Origin of the sequence: Brachybacterium massiliense (assembly GCF_900184245.1) — a bacterium.
GTDB lineage: Bacteria > Actinomycetota > Actinomycetes > Actinomycetales > Dermabacteraceae > Brachybacterium > Brachybacterium massiliense.
The window spans coordinates 14,010-34,982 of the sequence record NZ_FXXB01000003.1; the positions used below are offsets into that span (position 1 = coordinate 14,010).

General features: G+C 71.7%; 18 protein-coding genes and 1 pseudogene. 10 read left to right on the top strand and 9 right to left on the bottom strand.

All coding sequences use genetic code 11. From position 1 onward, the window contains the following. Positions 1-35: 35 nt before the first annotated feature. The 4 genes and pseudogenes from BN4251_RS00395 to pflA all read left to right on the top strand — a co-directional run bounded on the left by BN4251_RS00395 (position 36) and on the right by pflA (position 4,847). On the top strand, positions 36-1,388 hold the full coding sequence (locus tag BN4251_RS00395; RefSeq protein WP_087483205.1) for a citrate synthase: 1,353 nt from the start codon (positions 36-38) through the stop codon (positions 1,386-1,388). A 189-nt stretch (positions 1,389-1,577) separates the two neighbouring features. Further along, positions 1,578-3,692, top strand: coding sequence for a pyruvate formate lyase family protein (locus tag BN4251_RS00400; protein ID WP_087483206.1), 2,115 nt, complete (start codon positions 1,578-1,580; stop codon positions 3,690-3,692). 116 nt (positions 3,693-3,808) lie between these two features. Then, positions 3,809-3,991, top strand: a pseudogene (locus BN4251_RS18835) (glycine radical domain-containing protein); the annotation flags it as partial. 4 nt (positions 3,992-3,995) lie between these two features. Further along, complete coding sequence (gene pflA / locus BN4251_RS00410) at positions 3,996-4,847, top strand: pyruvate formate-lyase-activating protein (protein WP_087483208.1); 852 nt, start codon at positions 3,996-3,998, stop codon at positions 4,845-4,847. 42 nt (positions 4,848-4,889) lie between these two features. Here pflA and BN4251_RS00415 read toward each other — a convergent pair whose 3' ends face one another. The 3 genes from BN4251_RS00415 to BN4251_RS00425 form a co-directional block, all read right to left on the bottom strand. Then, on the bottom strand, positions 4,890-5,774 hold the full coding sequence (locus BN4251_RS00415) for a hypothetical protein (protein ID WP_245810132.1): 885 nt from the start codon (positions 5,772-5,774) through the stop codon (positions 4,890-4,892). Positions 5,775-5,879: 105 nt separating this feature from the next. After that, positions 5,880-6,863, bottom strand: coding sequence for a 2,3,4,5-tetrahydropyridine-2,6-dicarboxylate N-succinyltransferase (dapD, locus tag BN4251_RS00420; RefSeq protein WP_087483210.1), 984 nt, complete (start codon positions 6,861-6,863; stop codon positions 5,880-5,882). A gap of 117 nt (positions 6,864-6,980) precedes the next feature. Further along, positions 6,981-7,871, bottom strand: coding sequence for a hypothetical protein (locus BN4251_RS00425; RefSeq protein WP_087483211.1), 891 nt, complete (start codon positions 7,869-7,871; stop codon positions 6,981-6,983). A gap of 135 nt (positions 7,872-8,006) precedes the next feature. On the opposite strand from BN4251_RS00425, the gene BN4251_RS00430 reads away from it, so the two are divergent. The 4 genes from BN4251_RS00430 (at position 8,007) to BN4251_RS00450 (ending at position 12,167) form a co-directional block, all read left to right on the top strand. Further along, the gene (locus BN4251_RS00430; protein ID WP_087483212.1) at positions 8,007-9,776 is read left to right on the top strand and encodes an FAD/NAD(P)-binding protein; all 1,770 of its coding nucleotides are present in this window, start codon (positions 8,007-8,009) and stop codon (positions 9,774-9,776) included. Next, complete coding sequence (dapE, locus tag BN4251_RS00435; protein ID WP_087483213.1) at positions 9,773-10,885, top strand: succinyl-diaminopimelate desuccinylase; 1,113 nt, start codon at positions 9,773-9,775, stop codon at positions 10,883-10,885. The genes BN4251_RS00430 and dapE overlap by 4 nt, the downstream gene beginning before the upstream one ends. 16 nt (positions 10,886-10,901) lie before the next feature. Beyond that, positions 10,902-11,729 carry an LOG family protein gene (locus tag BN4251_RS00440; RefSeq protein ID WP_087483214.1) on the top strand — a complete coding sequence of 276 codons (828 nt, stop codon included), beginning with the start codon at positions 10,902-10,904 and terminating at the stop codon, positions 11,727-11,729. A gap of 270 nt (positions 11,730-11,999) precedes the next feature. Then, complete coding sequence (locus BN4251_RS00450; RefSeq protein ID WP_087483216.1) at positions 12,000-12,167, top strand: DUF3117 domain-containing protein; 168 nt, start codon at positions 12,000-12,002, stop codon at positions 12,165-12,167. 66 nt (positions 12,168-12,233) lie between these two features. On the opposite strand, the gene BN4251_RS00455 is transcribed toward BN4251_RS00450, so the two are convergent. Next, positions 12,234-12,887: an O-methyltransferase gene (locus tag BN4251_RS00455; protein ID WP_087483217.1), complete on the bottom strand. Its 654-nt coding sequence runs from the start codon at positions 12,885-12,887 to the stop codon at positions 12,234-12,236. Between the two features lie 131 nt (positions 12,888-13,018). On the opposite strand from BN4251_RS00455, the gene BN4251_RS00460 reads away from it, so the two are divergent. Next, positions 13,019-13,432 (top strand): twin-arginine translocase TatA/TatE family subunit, encoded by a 414-nt coding sequence (locus tag BN4251_RS00460; RefSeq protein ID WP_087483218.1) that lies wholly within the window; start codon positions 13,019-13,021, stop codon positions 13,430-13,432. Positions 13,433-13,505: 73 nt separating this feature from the next. Here BN4251_RS00460 and BN4251_RS00465 read toward each other — a convergent pair whose 3' ends face one another. The 4 genes from BN4251_RS00465 to BN4251_RS00480 are packed head-to-tail and all read right to left on the bottom strand — an operon-like array spanning position 13,506 to position 18,155. Next, positions 13,506-14,663 carry a P-loop NTPase gene (locus BN4251_RS00465; protein ID WP_087483219.1) on the bottom strand — a complete coding sequence of 386 codons (1,158 nt, stop codon included), beginning with the start codon at positions 14,661-14,663 and terminating at the stop codon, positions 13,506-13,508. Continuing rightward, positions 14,660-15,262, bottom strand: a complete 603-nt coding sequence (locus BN4251_RS00470) for a DUF1003 domain-containing protein (protein WP_087483220.1) — start codon at positions 15,260-15,262, stop codon at positions 14,660-14,662. The genes BN4251_RS00465 and BN4251_RS00470 overlap by 4 nt, the downstream gene beginning before the upstream one ends. A 2-nt stretch (positions 15,263-15,264) precedes the next feature. Beyond that, a complete protein-coding gene (locus tag BN4251_RS00475) occupies positions 15,265-16,617 on the bottom strand; it encodes a magnesium transporter MgtE N-terminal domain-containing protein (RefSeq protein WP_170931758.1) in 1,353 nt (450 codons plus the stop codon). Further along, positions 16,614-18,155 carry an aminopeptidase P family protein gene (locus BN4251_RS00480; protein ID WP_087483222.1) on the bottom strand — a complete coding sequence of 514 codons (1,542 nt, stop codon included), beginning with the start codon at positions 18,153-18,155 and terminating at the stop codon, positions 16,614-16,616. Before BN4251_RS00480 ends, BN4251_RS00475 begins: the two co-directional genes overlap by 4 nt. A gap of 37 nt (positions 18,156-18,192) precedes the next feature. Here BN4251_RS00480 and BN4251_RS00485 point away from each other — a divergent pair, with 37 nt between their 5' ends. Further along, a complete protein-coding gene (locus BN4251_RS00485; protein ID WP_087483223.1) occupies positions 18,193-19,077 on the top strand; it encodes a PHP domain-containing protein in 885 nt (294 codons plus the stop codon). 87 nt (positions 19,078-19,164) lie between these two features. Here the strand turns inward: BN4251_RS00485 and BN4251_RS00490 are convergent, their stop codons facing one another. Beyond that, on the bottom strand, positions 19,165-20,919 hold the full coding sequence (locus BN4251_RS00490; RefSeq protein ID WP_087483224.1) for a DEAD/DEAH box helicase: 1,755 nt from the start codon (positions 20,917-20,919) through the stop codon (positions 19,165-19,167). Positions 20,920-20,973 lie beyond the last annotated feature (54 nt).

Consider the following 20,973-nt stretch of genomic DNA (forward strand, 5'->3'; position numbering starts at 1 on the left):
CCGCTGCCGATCCGACCACGCACAACGGAGAGCCCATGGATCACTCGACGACCTCTGCTCAGCTGAACCTGGGGGAGAAGTCCCTCGATCTGCCGATCGTCCCCGCCGTGGAGGGCAACGCCGGCATCGCGATCGGCCCGCTGCGCAAGGAGACCGGTCAGGTCACCTACGACCCCGGCTTCATGAACACCGCCAACGCGAAGTCGTCGATCACCTACATCGACGGTGACCAGGGCATCCTGCGGTACCGCGGGTACCCGATCGAGCAGCTCGCCGAGAAGTCCAGCTACCTCGAGGTCTCCTACCTGCTGATCAACGGCGAGCTGCCCACCCGCGGCCAGCTCGACAACTTCGAGGCCCAGGTCGAGCACCGCACCCTGCTCGACGAGCGCTTCAAGCGGATGTTCGAGAGCTTCCCGCGCGATGCGCACCCCATGGCGGTGCTGCAGGCCGGCACCTCCGCGCTGTCCACCTTCTACCAGGACTCGCTGGATCCCTTCGACGAGGAGCAGGCCCGGCTCTCCTCCGTGCGTCTGCTCGCGAAGCTGCCCACCATGGCCGCCTACGCGCACCGCATCGCCCAGGGTCACGCCCTGCTGTACCCGGACAACCGCCTCTCGCTGATCGAGAACTTCCTGCGCCTGACCTTCGGGTTCCCGGTCGAGGACTACATCGCGGACCCGGTCGTTGTGCGCGCGATGGACCAGCTGCTGATCCTCCACGCCGATCACGAGCAGAACTGCTCGACCTCCGCGGTGCGCCTGGTGGGCTCCGCCCAGGCGAACCTGTTCACCTCCATCTCCGCCGGCATCGGCGCCCTCTCGGGCCCCGCCCACGGCGGCGCTAACGCCGCGGTGATGGACATGCTCGACCAGATCCAGGCCGAGAACATGGACCCGCGCGACTTCATGGAGAAGGTCAAGCGCAAGGAGGACGGGATCCGCCTGATGGGCTTCGGCCACCGGGTGTACAAGAACTACGATCCCCGCGCCCGCATCGTCAAGAAGATCGCCGATGACGTGCTCGAGCGCCTCGGCGTCCACGACGAGCGCCTCGAGCTCGCGATGAAGCTCGAGGAGATCGCCCTCCAGGACGACTACTTCGTCGAGCGCAAGCTCTACCCGAACGTCGACTTCTACACCGGCCTGATCTACAAGGCGATCGGCTTCCCGACGGAGATGTTCACCGTCCTGTTCGCCATCGGCCGTCTCCCGGGCTGGATCGCCCAGTGGGAGGAGATGGTCCACGACCCGGAGACCAAGATCGGCCGCCCGCGCCAGATCTACACCGGCCACGCCGAGCGCCCCTACAAGGCGATGCAGGAGCGCACCGGCACCAGCGAGCTGCGCCTCGCGGCGCTGCAGGCCGACCTCGACAAGCGCGGCTGAGACCCCTCGGATCACCGGAGGGCATGGGATGACCCCATGCCGCTCCGGCCCGAGCGTGATCCGGATCTCCTCCCCGCGCCGACGAGGGGGACCTTCCGCCCCGGGACGGGCTCTTCGCGCGGCCTAGGGTGAGGGCATCCGAGAAGGGCACGCACCACCGGAGCCCTTCCGCTCAGCGAGGAGGATCCGATGTCCACTGCCACCACCGACCGCCCCGGCACCGAGGCCGCGCACCACGACGCGTGGGAGGGTTTCGCCGCCGGACCGTGGCAGGACCGGATCGACGTGCGCGACTTCATCCAGCGCAACTACGTCCCCTACACCGGTGACGCCTCCTTCCTCGCCGGCCCCACCGAGAAGACGCTGCGGCTGTGGGACCACCTCGAGCGCCACTACCTCTCCGAGGAGCGCCGCCGACGGGTCTTCGACGTCGACACCCGCACGCCCGCCGACGTCGACGCCTTCCCCGCCGGGTACATCAGCGAGGACGACGACGTGATCGTCGGCCTCCAGACCGATGTGCCGCTCAAGCGGGCCATGATGCCCGCCGGCGGCTGGAGGATGGTCGAGACCGCCATCAAGGAGGCCGGCAAGGAGATCGATCCGGACGTCAAGAAGATCTTCACCCAGTACCGCAAGACCCACAACGACGCCGTCTTCGACATCTACACCCCGCGCATCCGCGCCGCCCGCTCGAGCCACATCATCACCGGCCTGCCCGACTCCTACGGCCGCGGCCGCATCATCGGCGACTACCGCCGCCTGGCCCTGTACGGCGCGGACGCCCTGATCGAGGACAAGCAGCGCGCCAAGGATGCGGTCGCCGACCAGCCCTTCTCCGAGCACTGGGCGCGCTACCGCGAGGAGCACGCCGAGCAGATCAAGGCGCTGAAGAAGCTCGTCCACCTGGGTGAGTCCTACGGCCTGGACCTGCGCCGCCCCGCCGCCGGCGCCCAGGAGGCGGTGCAGTGGACCTACATGGCCTACCTTGCCGCGGTGAAGAGTCAGGACGGCGCCGCGATGTCGATCGGACGCCTCTCGGCCTTCCTGGACGTGTACTTCGAGCGGGACCTCGCCGCCGGGGTGCTGGACGAGAGCCAGGCCCAGGAGATCATCGATGCGCTGGTGATCAAGCTGCGAATCGTCCGCTTCCTGCGCACCATCGACTACGACCAGATCTTCTCGGGAGACCCGTACTGGGCCACCTGGTCAGATGCCGGCTTCTCGGCCGACGGCCGCGCCCAGGTCACCAGGACCTCGTTCCGCCTGTTGCAGACCCTGCGGAACCTCGGCCCCGCCCCGGAGCCGAACATCACCATCTTCTGGGACCCGCAGCTGCCGGCCGGGTACAAGGAGTTCTGTTCGGCGATCTCGATCGAGACCTCCTCGATCCAGTACGAGTCCGACGAGCAGATCCGCGACCGCTGGGGCGATGACGCGGCGATCGCCTGCTGCGTCTCCCCGATGCAGGTGGGCAAGCAGATGCAGTTCTTCGGAGCGAGGGTCAACGCCGGGAAGGCCCTGCTGTACGCCATCAACGGCGGCCGCGACGAGGTCTCCGGGAAGCAGGTCACCGAGGACGGGCTGTTCACGCCGATCACCGGCGAGGGACCGCTGGACTTCGACGAGGTGTGGCAGAAGTATGAGGAGATGCTGGACTGGGTGGTGGGCACCTACGTCGAGGCGCTGAACATCATCCACTACAGCCACGACCGCTACGCCTACGAGGCGATGGAGATGGCGCTGCACGACAGCGAGATCGTGCGCACCATGGGCTGCGGCATCGCGGGCCTGTCGATCGTGGCGGACTCCCTCTCGGCGATCAAGCACGCGACGGTCACCCCGTTGCGTGACGAGAGCGGCCTGGTGGTCGACTACCTCACCGAGGGCGAGTTCCCCCGCTACGGCAACGACGACGACCGGGCCGACGACATCGCGGCGACGATCGTGCATACCGTGATGCAGAAGATCAAGGCGATCCCGATGTACCGTGACGCGATCCCCACCCAGTCGGTGCTGACGATCACCTCGAACGTGGTCTACGGCAAGGCCACCGGCTCCTTCCCCTCGGGCCACCGGGCCGGCACCCCGTTCTCCCCGGGCGCCAACCCCGAGAACGGCGCGGACACCCACGGGATGGTCGCCTCGATGCTGAGCGTGGGCAAGCTCGACTACCACGACGCGCTCGACGGCATCTCGCTGACCAACACCATCACCCCGCAGGGACTCGGACGCACCAAGGACGAGCAGGTCACGAACCTCGTCGGCATCCTCGACGCCGGCTTCGTGATGGACGAGCAGTGACCACGGCAGCACACCCCACCACCCCCGAGGAGACGGACATGACCACCTCATCCACCCCGACCTACGCCGAGCGCCTGGCCTCGATGAAGGCCAGCCGCGCGCAGAACAACATGGAGTCCGGACTGTTCCACGCCAACATCAACGTGCTCAACAAGGACACGCTGGTGGATGCGATGGAGAACCCGGAAAACTACCCGAACCTCACCGTGCGGGTCTCCGGCTACGCGGTCAACTTCGTCAAGCTCACGCGCGAGCAGCAGCTGGACGTGCTGGACCGCACCTTCCACCAGGGCGCCTGAGCCCATGTCCTCGAGCATCGACCTGCTGGCCGTGCCCGCCGAGAACCGTCGCGTGGGCGCGGGGCTGGAGGGCATGGCCGAGGCCGAGCTCGAGCGCTCGGACCGCCTCGCCGCGATCCGTGAGGGCCGCATCGCCTCGCTCCACTCCTGGGAGCTGGTGACCGCGGTCGACGGTCCCGGCACGCGGCTGACCCTGTTCTTCGCGGGCTGCCCGCTGCGTTGCGTGTACTGCCACAACCCCGACACGATGGAGATGCGCCGCGGCCAGGACGTGGAGCTCGAGGAGATCGTGGCCCGGATCCGCCGCTACCGGCGCGTGTTCACCGCCACCGGGGGAGGGATCACCCTCTCCGGTGGGGAGGTGCTGATGCAGCCCGCCTTCGCCGGCAAGGTGCTGCGCGCGGCCAAGGAGATGGGGATCCACACCGCGATCGACACCTCCGGCTACCTGGGCGCGGTCGCCGGCGACGCCTTCCTCGACGACGTCGATCTGGTGCTGCTGGACGTGAAGTCCGGCAGCGAGGAGTCCTACCAGAAGCTCACCGGGCGACGCCTGCAGCCAACGATCGACTTCGGCGACCGGCTCGCCCGGCGCGGCACCCCGATCTGGCTGCGCTTCGTGGTGGTGCCGGGCTGGACCGACGACGAGGAGAACGTCGAGCGGGTCGCGGACATCATCGAGCGCTGGAAGGACGTCATCGAGCGGGTCGAGGTGCTGCCCTTCCACAACATGGGCCAGGACAAGTGGGACACCCTCGGGATGGAGTACAAGCTCCGCGACGCCCAGCCGCCCTCGAAGGAGGTCGTCGAGCGGGTGCGCGAGCAGTTCCGCGCCCGGGGCCTGACGGTCCACTGAGCAGAGCGCTCCGTGGCGCGGACGATCGCGCCGCAGGGGCGCTCAGCGCCCGCTGACCAGCACCACCACGCGGTCGCTGTCGCCGCCCTCGGCCGTTCCCCAGCGCTCCGCCTCCTCGCCGCGCAGGGAGCGGTCCCAGACCCTTCCGCGGTAGGACACCTGGACCACGCCGTCATCCGCCGCGCGGGCCACGGCCCAGTTCGCGACCGCCCAGCCGAGCGACTCATCGCCGACATCGATCACCAGCGCCGTCGCCCCCGCCTCGGCGGGCAGCTGCGGGGCGGCGCCGGCGGCGGAGTCCAGGCGCGCGGTGAGCCGACCGGACTGCGTGGTGCGGGGGAACTGCCGCTCCAGCTCGGAGCGGACCTGCTCGGGGGAGACGGTCGCGCCGACGGCACCGAGGGTGCACACCAGGTTCGCGCCGCTCTGGCCGGTCAGGGCCGAGGCGTACAGCCGTCCCTCGGTCTCGTGATCGCGGTACGCCTCGGGGTGGCCCGAGCGCTGGACCTCCTGGGCGATGTCGTTGATGTCCCCGCTGGTGTAGTCGGGGATCGTCTCGAGCACGTCGTAGAACGCGTTGGTCGCGTAGATCGGGTCCATGATCTCGGCCTCGCTGCCCCAGCCCTGCGAGGGCCGCTGCTGGAACAGCCCCAGCGAGTCGCGGTCGCCGTAGTCGATGTTCTGCAGCTGCGACTCCTGGTACGCGGTCGCGAGCGCGATCGACGCCGCCCGCGGGGGCAGGCCCCGATCCACCGCGGTCGCGCTGATCAGCGCCGCATTGGCGACCCGGTCGGTGCTGTAGCGGTGACTGGTGCCCAGGCCGGTCGCCACGCAGGTGCCCTCATGGGCGGGGGAGCCGTAGCGCTGCAGCGCCACGTAGCTGCCGCCCGCGATGCCCGCGAACAGCAGCACCATCACCAGCGGCACCGCCACATGGCGCGCGAGCGACCCGGATCTGCCCCGTGATCGCCCGCCGCCGCGTGTCGCCATCCCTCGTCCCCGTGCTCTGTTCTCTGCGCGCTGTGCGCTGTGTCAGTTCGCGTGCAGGACGTCGTTGAGCTCGACGCTGCGCCCCTCGCGAGCCACGGCCTGGACCGCACCGGTCAGCGAATGGCGACGGAACAGCAGGTTCGGCGCGCCGGAGAGCTCGCGGGCCTTGACCACACGCGTCTGCTCGGAGCCGTCGGCGCCCCGCGCGAGCAGCTCCACCTTGGTGCCGGCGGTGATGTAGACCCCCGCCTCGACCACGCAGTCGTCGCCGAGCGCGATGCCCACCCCGGCCTCGGCACCCACCAGGGAGCGGCGGCCGATGCTCACCCGCTCGGTGCCGCCGCCGGAGAGGGTGCCCATGGTGGAGGCTCCGCCGCCGAGGTCGGAGCCGTCTCCCACCACCACACCCTGCGAGATGCGGCCCTCGACCATGGAGGCGCCGAGCGTGCCGGCGTTGAAGTTCACGAAGCCCTCGTGCATGACCGTGGTGCCCTCGGCCAGATGCGCGCCCAGGCGCACACGGTCCGCATCGCCGATGCGCACCCCGGTGGGCAGCACATAGTCGACCATTCGCGGGAACTTGTCGATGCTCATCACCGCGGGGGTGCGGCCTGCGGCGATCAGGCGCAGGCGCGTCTCCTCGAACCCGGCCACGGCGCAGGGGCCCTCCGAGGTCCACACCACGTTGGTGAGCAGGCCGAACAGTCCCTCGAGGTTCTGCGTGTTGGGCTGGACCAGGCGGTGGGAGAGCAGGTGCAGGCGCAGGTAGGCGTCGGCCGCATCGGCTGGAGCGGCGGCCAGCTCGATCGCGCGCACCACCACCTTCTGGCTGGTGCCGCGCAGCTCGTCAGCGCGGGCGGCGGCGCTCAGCTGAGCGTGCAGGGGATGGTCCTGCGGCGCGGCCGGCGCCTCGCCCAGCTGCGGGTCCGGGTACCAGGTATCGAGGACGGAGCCGTCGGAGGCCAGGGTGCTGAGGCCGATGCCCCAGGCGTGCGCGGCGGTCGAGTGCGGCGTCGTCGATGTCATGGGGAGATTTTATGGTCCCCGTCGCTGCCCGTCTCACCCTGCTCGACGTGCGACCGCTCACCGACCACGGTGAACAGCACTCGAGCATCGAGCGCCTCGCCGTCCGAGTCCTGGGCGTCAGAGGGCGGGAGGCTCCTCCTGCGGCGACGACGGCCCGATCCACGCCGCGGCCCGTGCCCGGCGGGCCAGGCGCAGCAGCCGTCGCGAGCGCAGGTACACGGCCAGCACCGCCACCACGAGCGCTGCGGCCCCGCCGCCCAGCAGCCATGGGGCCAGCGCCGCGGCCCCGGTGTCCTCCCGGAGCATCAGCGTGATCAGCAGCACCGCCGCTCCGCCCACGATCGCGAGCACCCCGGAGCCCACCAGGAGCGCCGGCCCGAGCGACTGCACCACCGCGGGACCTGCCGAACCACCCTGCAGCGGTCGCCGCAGCGGCAGCCCTCGTCCCAGCTGGCCGGGCCGGGAGACCGCCCAGTCCAGCAGCGACCGATCCCTTCGGCGTGTGGCCACATCGCCCACCACGGCGGCGGACACCACGGCCAGGAGCACCACCACGATCCCCGGCAGCATCGCCTCGGGCAGGGCCTCCCCGCCCATAGCCGCGAGCACCATCCACACCACCGCGCCCGCGGCCACGGCCAGCAGCACGCCCTCCAGGATCCGCAGCGGCACCTGGCGCGCCTCCCGCTCGGCGAGCGCCGCGGACTCGAGCTCGTCGGCCACCGGATCGGCGCCCTCCTCGAGCACCACGCGCCGCTCATCGGCCAGGCGCTGGGCGAACTCCTCGGGATGCGGGCCCGAGCGGAGCGTCGGCGCGTACTGCGCCCGCTGCGCCGCCGAGAGCCAGGCCGTCATCACCAGCGCATCGGCCGAGGCACGCTCCTCGGGCAGCAGATCGGCGTTGACCACGGCGCGCAGGTGCGCGGCCTGACGCCCGCCGAACAGATCCGTCGGCATCGACGGATCGCTGCGGGGAAGATGTCTCGGCGGCGGAGGCGGAGTCGACATGGCGACATGCTCCCAGATCGGCGGGCCGACGGGGCCGCAGCGACGAAAGCCGGGTGCGGAGCACGCGCCACGGGTCGTGCATGGCGCGGAAGCAGGTCGTGCATGGCGGGGGCGTGCCCGCGCCATACTGGGGAGATGAGCCCAGCCTCCGATCACGTCCGTGCCGTCGCCGTCATCGGGGCGGGGCCGCGGGGCACCGCCATCGTCGAGCGACTGGTCGCCGCCTCGCACAGCCCGGCCTGGCAGGGCGCGCTGACCGTGCACCTGATCGACCCGCAGGTGGGGCGCGGCGGCGCGGTGTGGCGGCACGATCAGCCCGAGGTGCTGCTGATGAACACCACCACCTGCCAGACCACGATGTACCCCGACGCCTCCTGCCACGGCGTGCTCCCCTCGCCCCGCACCGTGACCCTCGCCGATCACCTCGCAGGCGAGGGCCTCGCCCCCACCGACTTCGCACCGCGTGCGGCGCACGGCCGCTACCTCGCCCACGTCCTGGCGACCGCGCACGAGGACGCCGACCCCGCCCGCCTGCGGATCGTCGAGCACGCCGCCGAGGCCGTCGACGTGACGGGCGAGCCCGACGGCCCCCAGCGGGTGCGGCTCTCCGACGGGCGCGTGCTGCGCGCCGACGCGGTCGCCCTCGCGCTCGGTCACCTGCCCACCGCCCTCGGCCCCCGCTCCCAGCAGCTGGCCGACGCCGCCGAGCGGCACGACCTGGTGCACCTGGGCCCCGCGAACCCGCTCGAGGTGGACTACGCCGCCCTGCTGGGCAGGGAGCGGGTCGCCGTGCAGGGGATGGGCCTGAACTTCTACGACGCGATCGGCATGCTCACCTCCGTCGCGGGGGGACGCTTCGAGCCCGATCCCACCGCGCCCTCGGGCCTGCGCTATCTCCCGGGCGGGCAGGAGCCGCGCCTGGTGGTCGGCTCCCGTTCCGGCATGGTCTACCGCCCCAAGCCCGATCTCGGGGCGCAGATGCCCGAGCCCTATCTGCCCGAGGTGCTGACCGGCGAGCGGGTGCTCGAGCTCGCGGTGCGCTCGGCCGGCGTGGACCATGAGCACGACGTGATGCCGCTGATGTTCGCGGAGCTGCGCCGGGCGCTGCGGCGCGAGGGGCATCACGAGCTCGCGGACGATGCGGCGCTGCATGCGCTGCTGTTCCCCTTCGGCCGTCGCGGCGGGGAGAGCCCCCACCCCCATCGCAGCACCCGCGAGGTGCTGCAGGAGGCGCTGCGCGCCGCCACCGAGCCCGACCCCGCCTGGGTGCTGATCTACCGCGTGCTGATCGCCCTGCGGATCCAGGTCAACAGGCTCACCGACCTCGGTGCCTACACCACTGACTCCGTGCGCCGCGACATCGACGGCCACCTGCGCAACGCCTTCGCCTCGTGGGCCTCGGGCCCGCCCGTGCTGCGCGCCCGGCAGGTGCTCGCCCTCTGCGAGGCGGGGCTGCTCGAGTTCACCGGTCCGCGCATGCACGTGGACATCGACGAGGAGGCCGGCCGCTACGCCGTCCACGGCGCGGAGGGCGAGACCGTGCTGTGCGACGGGGTGCTCGAGGCGCATCTGCCGCCGGTGGACCTGCCCGCCTACCGCAGCGCGCTGCTCGGCGCCTGGCGCGAGCGCGGCGAGGTGCAGAAGGACTCCTGGGCCTCTCGCGGCACGAGGCGCCGCATGCTGACCGGTTCGATCGCGGTGGACGGTCTGTACGCCCCGGTCGGCGCCGACGGCACCGTCCACGAGCGCCGCCTGATGGTCGGAGTGCCCGTGAGCACCGCCCAGCCGGGCTCCGCGATCACCGCCGAGCCGGGCACGGGCGCCCAGCTGCTGCGCCACGCCGAGGCGGTCGCGCTGCGGCTGGCCCGCGCCGGGGGAGCACTCGAGGAGGACATGGCACGATGACCCGCATGCGCACCCAGACGATCCCCGCCCTCGATCCCCACGCCGACATCGTCGAGCTCACCGCCGCGATCGTCGACATCGAATCCGTCTCCGGGAACGAGCGAGCGCTCGCCGACGCCGTCGAGGCGGCGCTGCGCGAGTACGCCCCTCACCTCGAGGTGCTGCGGGACGGCGACACCGTCATCGCCCGCACCCACCGCGGCCTGGACCGGCGCGTGCTGCTGGCCGGGCACCTGGACACCGTCCCGCTCGCCGGCAACCTCCCCTCCACCCGCCGCCTCCGTGACGGGCGCGAGGAGCTGGTGGGCCGTGGCACCTGCGACATGAAGGGCGGGGTCGCGGTGCTGCTCAAGCTCGCCGTCGAGGCCGACGCCGCCCCCGTGGACCTCACCTGGATCTTCTACGACCATGAGGAGGTCGCCGCCGCGGACAACGCCCTCACCCGGATCGCCGCAGAGCGTCCCGAGCTGCTCGAGGCGGATTTCGCGATCCTGGGCGAGCCCACCTCGGCCGGGGTCGAGGGAGGCTGCAAGGGCACCATGAAGCTCGAGGTCACCGCCCGCGGCATCGCCGCGCACTCCGCCCGCGACTGGGTGGGGGACAACGCGATCCACCGCCTCGCCCCGGTGCTCGAGCGCCTGGCCGGCTACCAGGCGCGCCGCGCGGTGATCGACGGCCTTGAGTACCGCGAGTGCCTCAACGTGGTGGGGATCTCCGGCGGCATCGCCGGCAACGTGATCCCGGATGCGGCCACCGCCCTGCTGAACTACCGCTTCGCCCCGGACACCTCGATCGAGCAGGCCGAGGCGCATGTGCGTGAGGTGCTCGCGGGACTGGATCTCGAGATCGTGGTCACCGATGCCGCCGGCGGCGCGCTGCCGGGACTGGACGACGACGCCGCCCGGAGCTTCCTCGCGGCGCTCGGGCAGGACGTGCCGCTCGCGGCCAAGCAGGGCTGGACGGACGTGGCCCGCTTCTCCGCGCTCGGCACCCCGGCGGTGAACTTCGGCCCCGGGGACCCGCTGCTGGCCCACACCGACGATGAGCACGTCCCGCTCGCGGACCTCGAGGCCGCGCTGGCGGGACTGCGCCGATTCCTCACCCCCTGACCGCTACGCTCGTCCCATGACGCCTGAGGAACGACTCCAGCACCGCAAGGGACCGATCACGCTGCGCGGACACCTGCGACCGGACCGCACCACCGACCAGCGCCTCCTGGAGGAGGACGGCTCCGGGCAGTGGGTCCACTCGGACCCGTGGCGGGTGCTGCGCATCCAGTCCGAGTTCGTCGAGGGCTTCGGCGCGCTCGCCGAGCTGGGCCCGGCGATCTCCATCTTCGGCTCCGCGCGGCTGGGCCAGGACGACCCCTACTACCGCGGCACCGTCGAGCTCGCCAAGGGCATCGTCGAGCTCGGCTATGCCGTGATCACCGGCGGCGGCCCCGGCGTGATGGAGGCCGGCAACCGCGGCGCGAAGGAGGCCGGGGGAGTGTCCGTGGGCCTCGGGATCGAGCTGCCCTACGAGCAGGGCATGAACGACTATGTCGACCTCGGCGTCGACTTCCGCTACTTCTTCGCCCGCAAGACCATGTTCGTGAAGTACTCCAGCGGCTTCGTGGTGATGCCGGGCGGCTTCGGCACCCTCGACGAGCTGTTCGAGGCGCTGTGCCTGATGCAGACCCACAAGATCGACATGTTCCCCGTGGTGCTGGTGGGCCGCGACTACTGGCAGGGCCTGCTGGACTGGCTGCGCACCGCCGTGCTCGAGGGCGGGATGATCAACGCGCCGGACGTGGATCTGATGCGCGTGGTGGACACCACCGAGGAGGCGCTCGAGGTGCTGCGCGAGGCCGCGGAGGAGGAGACCGCGAGCCAGCGCGAGGCCCTCAAGGAGGCGGCGCGGGAGCACGTGGCCCGCGAGGACGCCGTGCGCCAGGTGGCGGCCGAGCAGTGAGCCCGCGCGGCGCACGGGAAGGAGCCCGCTGATGAGTGCGGTGGCCCCCATCGTGGTGCTCCTGCTGCTCGTCGCGGCGGTGGTCGCGGTGCTCATGGTGGGGGTCGCGACGGGCCGGATCGGGGACGGGATCGGGCTCCCTGCGAGGCCTCATCGGGCACGGCGTGCGAAAAGGTCCCGAGACCTGAGATAATGGCCACCGTACGAGCACTGCCCGAGGTCCCGTCCGGGGGTCCATGCAAGGACAGTGACACACCAAGGAGGCACGCGATGGCTGCTATGAAGCCGCGCACCGGGGACGGTCCGCTCGAAGTCGTGGAGGAGGGACGCAGCATCATCATGCGCGTTCCGCTCGAGGGAGGCGGCCGTCTGGTAGTCGAGATCGCCGCGTCGGAGGCCGAGGAGCTGCGGGACGCTCTCGAGGGCGTCATCAAGTAGCAATCACCGCTCCATACGTCAGCCCCGCACCGTTCGGTGCGGGGCTGACGTCGTTCGCGGGCGCGCTCAGCCGCGCAGCACCGCGGCGAGCACCCCGTCGCCGCTGCCGGTGAGCACGGCGACCAGATCCTCGGACTCGGTGACCGCCTTCAGCAGCGCCCGCACCGCCTGGGTGGTCGCATCGCGCGCGGTGGGGTCGGCGACCCGGTCGTGGTACAGGGCGTGGGGGATCACCAGCACCCCGCCCGGGCGCAGCAGGCGGCGGGCGTGCTCGAGCAGGTCCAGCGCGTGCGGGGCATGAGCGGGGAAGCTGACCAGGTCGTAGGCATGGTCGGTGAGGCGGCCGACCACGTCGCGGGGCCGGCCGGCGATGGTCCGCACCCGCGGGGAGCGGATCCCCGCCTCGACGAAGGCCTCGCGCGCCGCGCGCTGGTTCTCGACCTCGGGATCGATCGTGGTGAGCACGCCGTCGGGATGCATCCCCGAGAGCAGATAGAGGGAGCCGACGCCGCTGCCGGTGCCGATCTCGACCGCTGCGCGCGCGTGCACCGCGGCGGCGAGGACCCGCATCAGCGCGCCGGCGCCCGGGAGCACCGGGGTGGCCCCCAGCTCGCTGCCGCGCTCCCTGGCGCGGGCGAGGACGCCGTCGTCGGAGAAGAGGGTCGTCTCGTCGACGAACTCCTCACCATGTGCCCAGCCGGCCACCTTTCCCGACGACATCAGTGCATCCTCTCCCTTCGCACGTGCGATCTGGCCGATCCTACGACAGCTCTCTCCCCTGAACGCCCGGACCGGCGCCGCGATGCAATAATGGCACTGCTTCAGCGGACTTCGACACATACAGGTGGACAATGGGCGGCACCGGATTCTTCGGCCTCGGCGGGTGGGAGATCGTCGTCCTGCTGGTCGTCTTCCTGGTGTTCGTCGGGCCGCAGCGGCTCCCGGATGTCACCCGGCAGCTGATCCAGTGGGTGCGCCAGGCGCGCCGCTGGGTCGATGACTCGCGCACCACGGTCGAGGACGAGATGGGCATCGCCATCGAGGACCTCAAGAAGTACGATCCGCGCCAGTACGACCCCCGCCGCATCATCCGTGAGGCCTGGGGCGACACCGACCCCTCCGAGCTGCTGCCGGACAAGGACTCCCTCTCGATCGCCGCCGGCGGGGCCGCCGCGGGCGCGGCCGCGAAGAAGGGCTCGAAGGCCGGGAAGTCGACGAAGAGCGAAGGGCCCCAGCGCGCCCCGTTCGACGACGAGGCCACCTGAGCCGCTCCGTGTCCGAGCATCCGCCCGGCGGAGCCGCTCACGGCCGACGCCGGGGAACAGCCGCCCGGACCGTTCAGGCCACGGAGAGAGGCAGCTTCATCCCGCCCAGCCCGCGGGGCTTGCGCACCAGTGCCCGGGCCACGCCCTTGAGCGCCATCGCGGTGGGGGAGTCCGGGGCGGAGACCACCAGCGGCACCCCCTGATCCGCGCCCTCGCGCAGCGACGGGTCCAGACCCACCCGGCCCAGCACGGGCACCTCGTGACCCACCGCGTCGGCGAGAGTCGCCGCGACGCGGTCGCCGCCGCCGGTGCCGAACACGTCCATCACCGTGCCGTCGGGCAGGGTCAGCCCGGACATGTTCTCGATGACCCCGGCGATCTCCTGCTCCGTCGAGGTGGACAGCGAGCCCACCCGCTCGGCGACGCTCGAGGCCGACTGCTGCGGGGTGGTGACCACGACCATCTGGGCGCTGGGCAGCAGCTGCGCCACCGAGATCGCCACGTCGCCGGTGCCTGGCGGGAGGTCCAGCAGGAGCACGTCCAGATCGCCCCAGAACACGTCGGAGGCGAACTGCTCGATGGCCCGGTGCATCTTCGGGCCGCGCCAGACCACCGCCTGCCCCTCGGGCACGAACATGCCGATGCTCATCACCGCGACCCCGTGGGCCTCGGGCGGCATCAGCAGGTCCGAGACCTTCGTGGGCTGCTCGGTGATCCCGAACATCCCCGGCATCGAGAAGCCGTGGATGTCGGCGTCGATCACGCCCACGCGCAAGCCGTCGGCCGCCATCGCCGCGGCGAGGTTCGCGGTGACGGTGGACTTGCCCACCCCGCCCTTGCCGGAGGAGATCGCGAAGATGCGGGTGAGCGAGCCGGGCTGGTTGAAGGGGATCTGGCGTCGCCCCTGGCGCAGCCGTGTGGTCAGCGCTGTGCGCTGCTCCTCGGTCATCGCGCTGGTGGACACCTCGACCCGGGCGAGCCCGGGCACGGTCGCGGTGGCCTCGGCGGTCTCGCGCTCGATGCGATCGCGCATGGGGCAGCCCTCGATGGTCACCAGCACGTGGACCTTCGCGGTGCCCGCCTCGTCGATCGTCACCGAGTCGACCATGCCCAGCTCGGTGATCGGGCGGTGGATCTCCGGATCGATCACCCCGTTCAGCGCCTCATGGATCTGGGCGACGCGCTCGTCGCCGGCGGCCTGACCTGGGGTGCTCTGCTCGGTCGTGCTCACTGCGGGTTATGCTCCTTCGGCGAGGTGGGACCGCCCTGCGCCCCACGGCGCTCAAGCGCCGCCTCGACCTCCTCGCGGAGGATCGTGCGCAGCTCGTCGGCGGTCGATGCGGGGGCGGGAGGCTCCTCGAGCTCCTCGAGGAGGTCACGCAGCTCGCCGCGCACGAAGTCGCGGGTGGCGACGTCGTTCAGGGCCAGGCGCAGCGAGGCGATCTCCCGCGTGATGAAGTCGGTGGTGGCGTGGTTGCGCTCGTTGGACTGACGATCCTGCTCGGCCTGCACGCGGTCGCGGTCGTCCTGCCGGTTCTGGGCCAGCAGCAGCAGGGGCGCGGCGTAGGAGGCCTGCAGCGAGAGGATCAGCGTCAGCAGCGTGAAGTTCAGGGCGCGCGGATCGAACTGCGCGGACTCGGGCATGAGCGAGTTCCAGGTCAGCCACACCGCACAGAAGACGGTCATCCCGACCAGGAAGGCCGGGGTGCCCATCATCCGGGCGAAGCCCTCCGCGCCGCGCCCGAAGGCGTCCCCGCGCAGCGGATTGCGCAGCAGGGGCCGACGCCGCGGTGCCGGGTCGTCGAGCGGGTCCGGATTGCGTTCGGCCATGCTCACGCTCCCTTCGTGCGGTCCGTCGCGGTCTCGTCCTCGGCGTCGCGCGCGGTGGCCCGGGCGATCTCCGAGAGATCGATCTGGCCGGTCGTCGCGGGCGGCTCGTCCTGCTCGCGCCAGTCATCGGGCAGCACGTGGTCCAGCACGTCATCGACCGTCACCGCGCCCAGCAGGCGCCCGTCCTCATCGGTCACCGGGATCGAGACCAGGTTGTAGGTCGCCATCTCACGGGTGACGGTGGACAGCGGCACCGTGGGCTCGACGGAGACGCGGTCCGCGTCGATGATCTCGCCGACGGGGCGGTCCGGGCGCTCGCGCAGCAGCTGCTGGAAGTGGACGATGCCCAGCAGCTTCCCGGTCGGGGTCTCGAGGGGGGAGCGGCACACGTGCACCGTCGAGGCGAGCGCGGCATGCACCTCCTCCCGGCTGATCATCGCCAGGCAGTGCGCGACCGGGGTCTCGGGCGCCACGATCAGCGGCTCCGTGGTCATCATGCCGCCGGCGGTGTACTCGTCGTACGCCAGCAGACGGCGCACGTCCTCCGCCTCCTCGGGCTCCATCAGGCTCAGCAGATGGGAGGCGACCGAATCGGGCAGCTCCTGGACCAGGTCCGCGGCGTCGTCGGGATCCATCGCATCCAGCACGTCGGCGGCGCGCTTGGCGTCCATCCCGGTGACCACCTCGACGCGGATGTCCTCGGGCAGCTCCTCGAGCACGTCGGCGAGGCGCTCGTCGGCCAGCTCGACCGCCAGCTCGATGCGGCGCTTGGGCTCGAGCTCCTGGAGCACCTCGGCGAGGTCGGCGGGGTTGAGATCCTGGTAGGAGGCGGCCAGCAGGTGCGCGGACTGCTCGGCCTGGGTGCCGTACAGCCCCGAGACCTCGCCCAGCTCCACGGTGACGGTCTCCCCCCGGGAGACCAGGCGGCTCAGCGACCCGCCCCGGCGCTGCCGGCGCAGGTGCAGGCGCGAGACGTTCCAGTCCCGGTGACGGTCCTGATCCAGGGCGATGTCCAGGACGGTCGCCTCGCCGCTGCCGTCGTTGAGCGTCACCGCACGATCCAGCAGATCACCGATCACCAGCAGCTCGCCAGTGCGCTTCTCGAAGCGGCGCACGTTGAGCACACCGGTGGAGATGACCTGGCCCGGCGAGATCGAGGTGACGCGCGTGATCGGCAGGAACACCCGCCGCTTGACCGACACCTCGACCACGAGCCCCACGGCCCGTGCGCTGGTGCGGGACTGCGGCACCACCACCACGTCCCGGACCGTCGCCACCACGTCCCCGATCGGATCGAAGACAGTGGTGCCGGCGAGCCGGGCCGCATAGAAGCGCGGCGACGCAGCGGTGCTCACCGGCGCAGCTCCGCCATCCAGCGCTCGACGTCGTCGGCGCGGCGCGGGGCGGCGGCCGAGAGGTTCTCGACCCCGTCCGCGGTCACCAGCACGTCATCCTCGATGCGCACGCCGATGCCGCGCAGCTCCTCGGGCACCAGCAGATCGTTCTCCTTGAAGTACAGCCCCGGCTCGATCGTGAAGACCATCCCCGGCTCGAGCTCCGCATCGAGGTACATCTCGCGGCGGGCCTGCGCGCAGTCGTGGACGTCCATGCCCAGGTGGTGGCTGGTGCCGTGCGGCATCCAGCGGCGGTGCCACTGGCCCTCGGGGGACAGCGACTCCTCGGCCGTGCCGGGCAGCAGGCCCCACTCGGCGAGGGTGCGGGCGAGCACCTCCATCGCCGCGGCGTGCAGCTCGCGGAAGCGCAGCCCCGGGCGGGCCACCGCGAAGGCGGCGTCGGCGGCCTCGAGCACCGCCTCGTAGACCTTGCGCTGGGTGGGGGAGAAGGTGCCCGAGACGGGCAGGGTGCGCGTGACATCGGCGGTGTACAGGGAGTCGACCTCGACCCCGGCGTCGATCAGCACCAGCTCGTCCCCGCGCACCACGCCGTCGTTGCGGATCCAGTGCAGGGTGCAGGCGTGATCGCCCGCGGCGGCGATCGTGTCGTAGCCGACCCCATTGCCGTCGGCGCGCGCGGTGGCCGCGAAGACGCCCTCGATGACGCGCTCGCCGCGGGGATGGCCCACGGCGCGCGGCAGCTCGCGGATGACGTCCTCGAAGCCGCGCAGGGTCGCATCGACCGCCTTGCGCATCTGGCCGACCTCGTACTCGTCCTTGAGCAGGCGCTGCTCGCTGGCAGCCTCCTTCAGGGCGGCGTTCTCGGCGGCGGCCTCGTCCCCGCCGGGCAGGCCGTTCTGCGCGCGGATCTCCTCGACCATCGCCTCGATGCCCGCGTCCACGCCCGGCATGATGCTCAGCGACAGCTGCGCGCCGACGTCCTTGGCCAGGTGGTCGCGCAGCTCGTCGATGTGCCGCACCTCGACGCCCAGGCGCTGGGAGGCCTCGGTGAGGGTAGGGCGACGGCCCACCCACATCTCGCCGTAGCGGGCATCGGCGTAGAACTCGCTGGTGTCGAATCCCGCCCGGGGACGGAAGAAGTACGTCGCCTGCGCGGTGCCCGGATCCTCGGCGGAGGGCTCGACCACGAGCACGCTGTCGGGCTCCTCATCGGTGCCCAATCCCGTGTAGTACGCGAAGGCGGTGTCCGGGCGGAAGGGGTAGTCGGTGTCGTTCGAGCGCACCTTGAGCACACCGGCCGGCAGCACCAGACGGGTGGCGGGCAGACGGCGCACGAGCGCATCGCGGCGCGAGGGCGTCCAGCGCGCGGACTCGAGCGGAGCGGCGTCCGGGACGGTCTCGTCCCAGCCGGAGGAGATGAACTCGCGGAAGGCCTCGCTGCTGGGCCGCTGCGAGCGGGAGTCGCCGCGCGAGGCGAGATCCTTCATCCGGTCGGAGCCGGTGGTGCTGTCGGTGTCACTGACGTTCTCGGTGTTCACACCACGATGCTCTCATGGCGCGGTCTACCCTGGACCTATGAGTGAGAGGTCCGACTCCGGAAGCACCCAGCGCATCGACCTGCACTCGCACAGCACGTGCTCCGACGGCACCACCAGCGTCCATGAGCTGTTCGCGCAGGCTCGTGCCGCGGGGCTGGACGCGCTGGCCCTGACCGACCACGACACCGTGGCCGGCTGGCCCGACCTGCCTGCCGCAGTGGCCGCGAGCGGCGTCACCGCCGTGCCGGGCATCGAGGTCTCGAGCGAGGACCAGAGCCGCAGCGTGCACGTGCTCGCCTTCCTGGTGGACCCCTCCGAGGACTCCGAGCTGGCCGCGGAGATGGCCCGCGCCCGCGCCTCGCGCATCGAGCGGGCCCGGCGGATGGTCGAGCTGATCTCCGCGGACCATCCGGTCACCTGGGAGGACGTCACCGCGCAGGTGGCGGGCGACACCACGGTGATCGGGCGCCCCCACATCGCCGATGCGCTCGTGGCCGCCGGGGTGGTCCCGGACCGATCCGCCGCCTTCACCGAGGTGCTGCGGCCCTCGGGCCCCTACTACGTCCCCTACTACGCCCCCTCACCGCTCGACGCGGTCCGCGCGATCCGCGAGGCGGGCGGGGTCTCGGTGCTCGCGCATCCCGGCTCCGTCACCCGGGACGACGACCTCCCCCTCGAGCTGCTCGAGCAGATGGTGCAGGCGGGGCTGGACGGCCTCGAGGTGGACCACCGCGAGCACGGGGGGACCGAGACCGCCCGCCTGGGGGAGTTCGCCCGCCGCCACGATCTGCTGATCACCGGCGGCAGCGACTTCCACGGCACCGGCAAGCCGAACCGGCTGGGGGAGCACCTCACCGCGCCCCACGTGCTCGAGGAGATCGAGGCCCGGGCCACGAGCGGCACCCGAGTGCTGCGCCCCTGAGGCCCGAGGCCGGCGCACGGCACGAGGCAGACACAGCACGGCGGCCCCTGACCGGGAAGGTCAGGGGCCGCCGTGCTGCTGCGGGTATCAGTCCTGCTGCGGGGCAGCGCCGCGTCCGTTGCCGGAGCGTCCGCGCCCACCGCGCGAGCGGCGGCGACGGGGCCGTCCCTCGCCGGAGGCGGACTCGTCGGTGCCGGCGGAGTCGCTGACCACCTCGCCGTTGACCCGGCGGGTGCGAGAGCGGGGGCGAGAGCGGCGCGGACGCTCGGGGGCGGCTTCGCCGTCGGCCGGGGCGTCGGCCGGGGCGTCGGCGGTGCGGGTGCTCGCCTCGCCCTCGGCGGAGTCGCCGCGACCGCGGCCACCACGACCCTCGCCGCGCCCGCCGCGGCCCTCGCCGCCGCGCTTGTCTCCGCCACGGCCGCCGCGACCGCCTGCGGAGCGACCGCCCTCACGGCCGCCGCGCCCGGAGCGTCCGGAGGTGTCGGGACCGCCGAGGTCCTCGAGCTCCTCGGCGTCCAGGCCCTCGCGGGTGCGCGCGCTCTTGGGCAGCGTGCCCTTCGCCTCGACGGGGATGTCGAGATCGGTGAAGAGGTGCTCGGAGGTGGAGTAGGTCTCCTCCGCCTCGGTGGACTCGAGCCCCAGCTGGCGGGCGATCAGGGCCCAGCGCGCCAGGTCCTCCCAGTCCACGAACGTGATCGCGGTGCCCTTCTTGCCCGCGCGGCCGGTGCGGCCGGTGCGGTGGAGGTAGGTCTTGTCGTCGTCCGGGCAGTTCCAGTTCACGACATGGGTCACGTCGGTGACGTCGATGCCGCGGGCGGCGACGTCGGTCGCGACCAGCACATCGATCTTGCCGTTGCGGAAGGCGCGCAGAGCCTGCTCGCGGGCGCCCTGGCCGAGGTCGCCGTGCAGCGGCGCGGCCGCGAAGCCGCGATCGGCCAGATCGCCGGCGACCCGGTCTGCCTGGCGCTTGGTGCGCATGAAGATGATCGACAGTCCCCGGCCGCGGGCCTGCAGGATGCGGGCCATCACCTCGATCTTGTCGAGCTGGTGCGCACGGTAGACGACCTGTTTGATGTCCGCCTTGGTGCGGGCCTCGTCACCGGGATCGTGGGCGCGGATGTGCGTGGGCTGCTTCATGAAGCGGCGGGCCAGCGCCATGATCGGGCCGGGCATCGTCGCCGAGAACAGCATCGTCTGCCGCTCGGACGGCACGGCCTGCAGCAGCTTCTCGATGTCCTCGAGGAAGCCGAGGTCGAGCATCTCGTCGGCCTCGTCGAGCACCGCGGTGCGCACCTGGGACAGGTCCAGGTACTTCTGGCGCATCAGGTCGATCAGGCGCCCGGGGGTGCCGACCACCACGTCCACGCCCTTCTCGAGCGCCTCGATCTGCGGCTCGTAGGCACGGCCGCCGTAGACGGTGAGGATGCGGATGGGGCGCTTGACCGAGGCGGTCTCGAGATCCTTGGCGACCTGGACCGCGAGCTCACGGGTGGGTAGCACCACGAGGGCCTGCGGCCTGCCGATCTCACGGTTCTTCGGGTTGGGCTCGCCCGGTGCCACGGTGTTTTGCAGCAGGGGGATGCCGAAGCCGAGCGTCTTGCCGGTGCCGGTCTTGGCCTGGCCGATGATGTCGCGGCCGCGCAGGGCCACCGGCAGGGTCAGCGCCTGGATCGGGAAGGGCGTGGTGATGCCCTTCGAGGCGAGCGCCTCGACGATGTCCGTGCGGACGTCGAAGTCGGCGAAGGTCTTCTCCGGCTCGGTCGGGGCGGAGGTGCCGGAGCTCTGCTCGACGGCGGGGGAGGCCGACACGGCCTCGTCGGTGTGCGGGATTGTTTCAGGCACCGTTCAACTCTCTGATCATGGATATGCACGGCCATGGTATCCCCCATGGCTGTG

Bases quoted from the DNA above. Each gene is read 5' to 3' on its own strand.
- pflA (WP_087483208.1), top strand. From the start codon at position 3,996: ATGTCCTCGAGCATCGACCTGCTGGCCGTGCCCGCCGAGAACCGTCGC.
- BN4251_RS00400 (WP_087483206.1), top strand. From the start codon at position 1,578: ATGTCCACTGCCACCACCGACCGCCCCGGCACCGAGGCCGCGCACCAC.
- BN4251_RS00485 (WP_087483223.1), top strand. From the start codon at position 18,193: ATGAGTGAGAGGTCCGACTCCGGAAGCACCCAGCGCATCGACCTGCAC.
- BN4251_RS00470 (WP_087483220.1), bottom strand. From the start codon at position 15,262: ATGGCCGAACGCAATCCGGACCCGCTCGACGACCCGGCACCGCGGCGT.
- BN4251_RS00450 (WP_087483216.1), top strand. From the start codon at position 12,000: ATGGCTGCTATGAAGCCGCGCACCGGGGACGGTCCGCTCGAAGTCGTG.
- dapD (WP_087483210.1), bottom strand. From the start codon at position 6,863: ATGACATCGACGACGCCGCACTCGACCGCCGCGCACGCCTGGGGCATC.
- BN4251_RS00460 (WP_087483218.1), top strand. From the start codon at position 13,019: ATGGGCGGCACCGGATTCTTCGGCCTCGGCGGGTGGGAGATCGTCGTC.
- BN4251_RS00455 (WP_087483217.1), bottom strand. From the start codon at position 12,887: ATGTCGTCGGGAAAGGTGGCCGGCTGGGCACATGGTGAGGAGTTCGTC.
- dapE (WP_087483213.1), top strand. From the start codon at position 9,773: ATGACCCGCATGCGCACCCAGACGATCCCCGCCCTCGATCCCCACGCC.
- BN4251_RS00395 (WP_087483205.1), top strand. From the start codon at position 36: ATGGATCACTCGACGACCTCTGCTCAGCTGAACCTGGGGGAGAAGTCC.
- BN4251_RS00430 (WP_087483212.1), top strand. From the start codon at position 8,007: ATGAGCCCAGCCTCCGATCACGTCCGTGCCGTCGCCGTCATCGGGGCG.
- BN4251_RS00440 (WP_087483214.1), top strand. From the start codon at position 10,902: ATGACGCCTGAGGAACGACTCCAGCACCGCAAGGGACCGATCACGCTG.
- BN4251_RS00425 (WP_087483211.1), bottom strand. From the start codon at position 7,871: ATGTCGACTCCGCCTCCGCCGCCGAGACATCTTCCCCGCAGCGATCCG.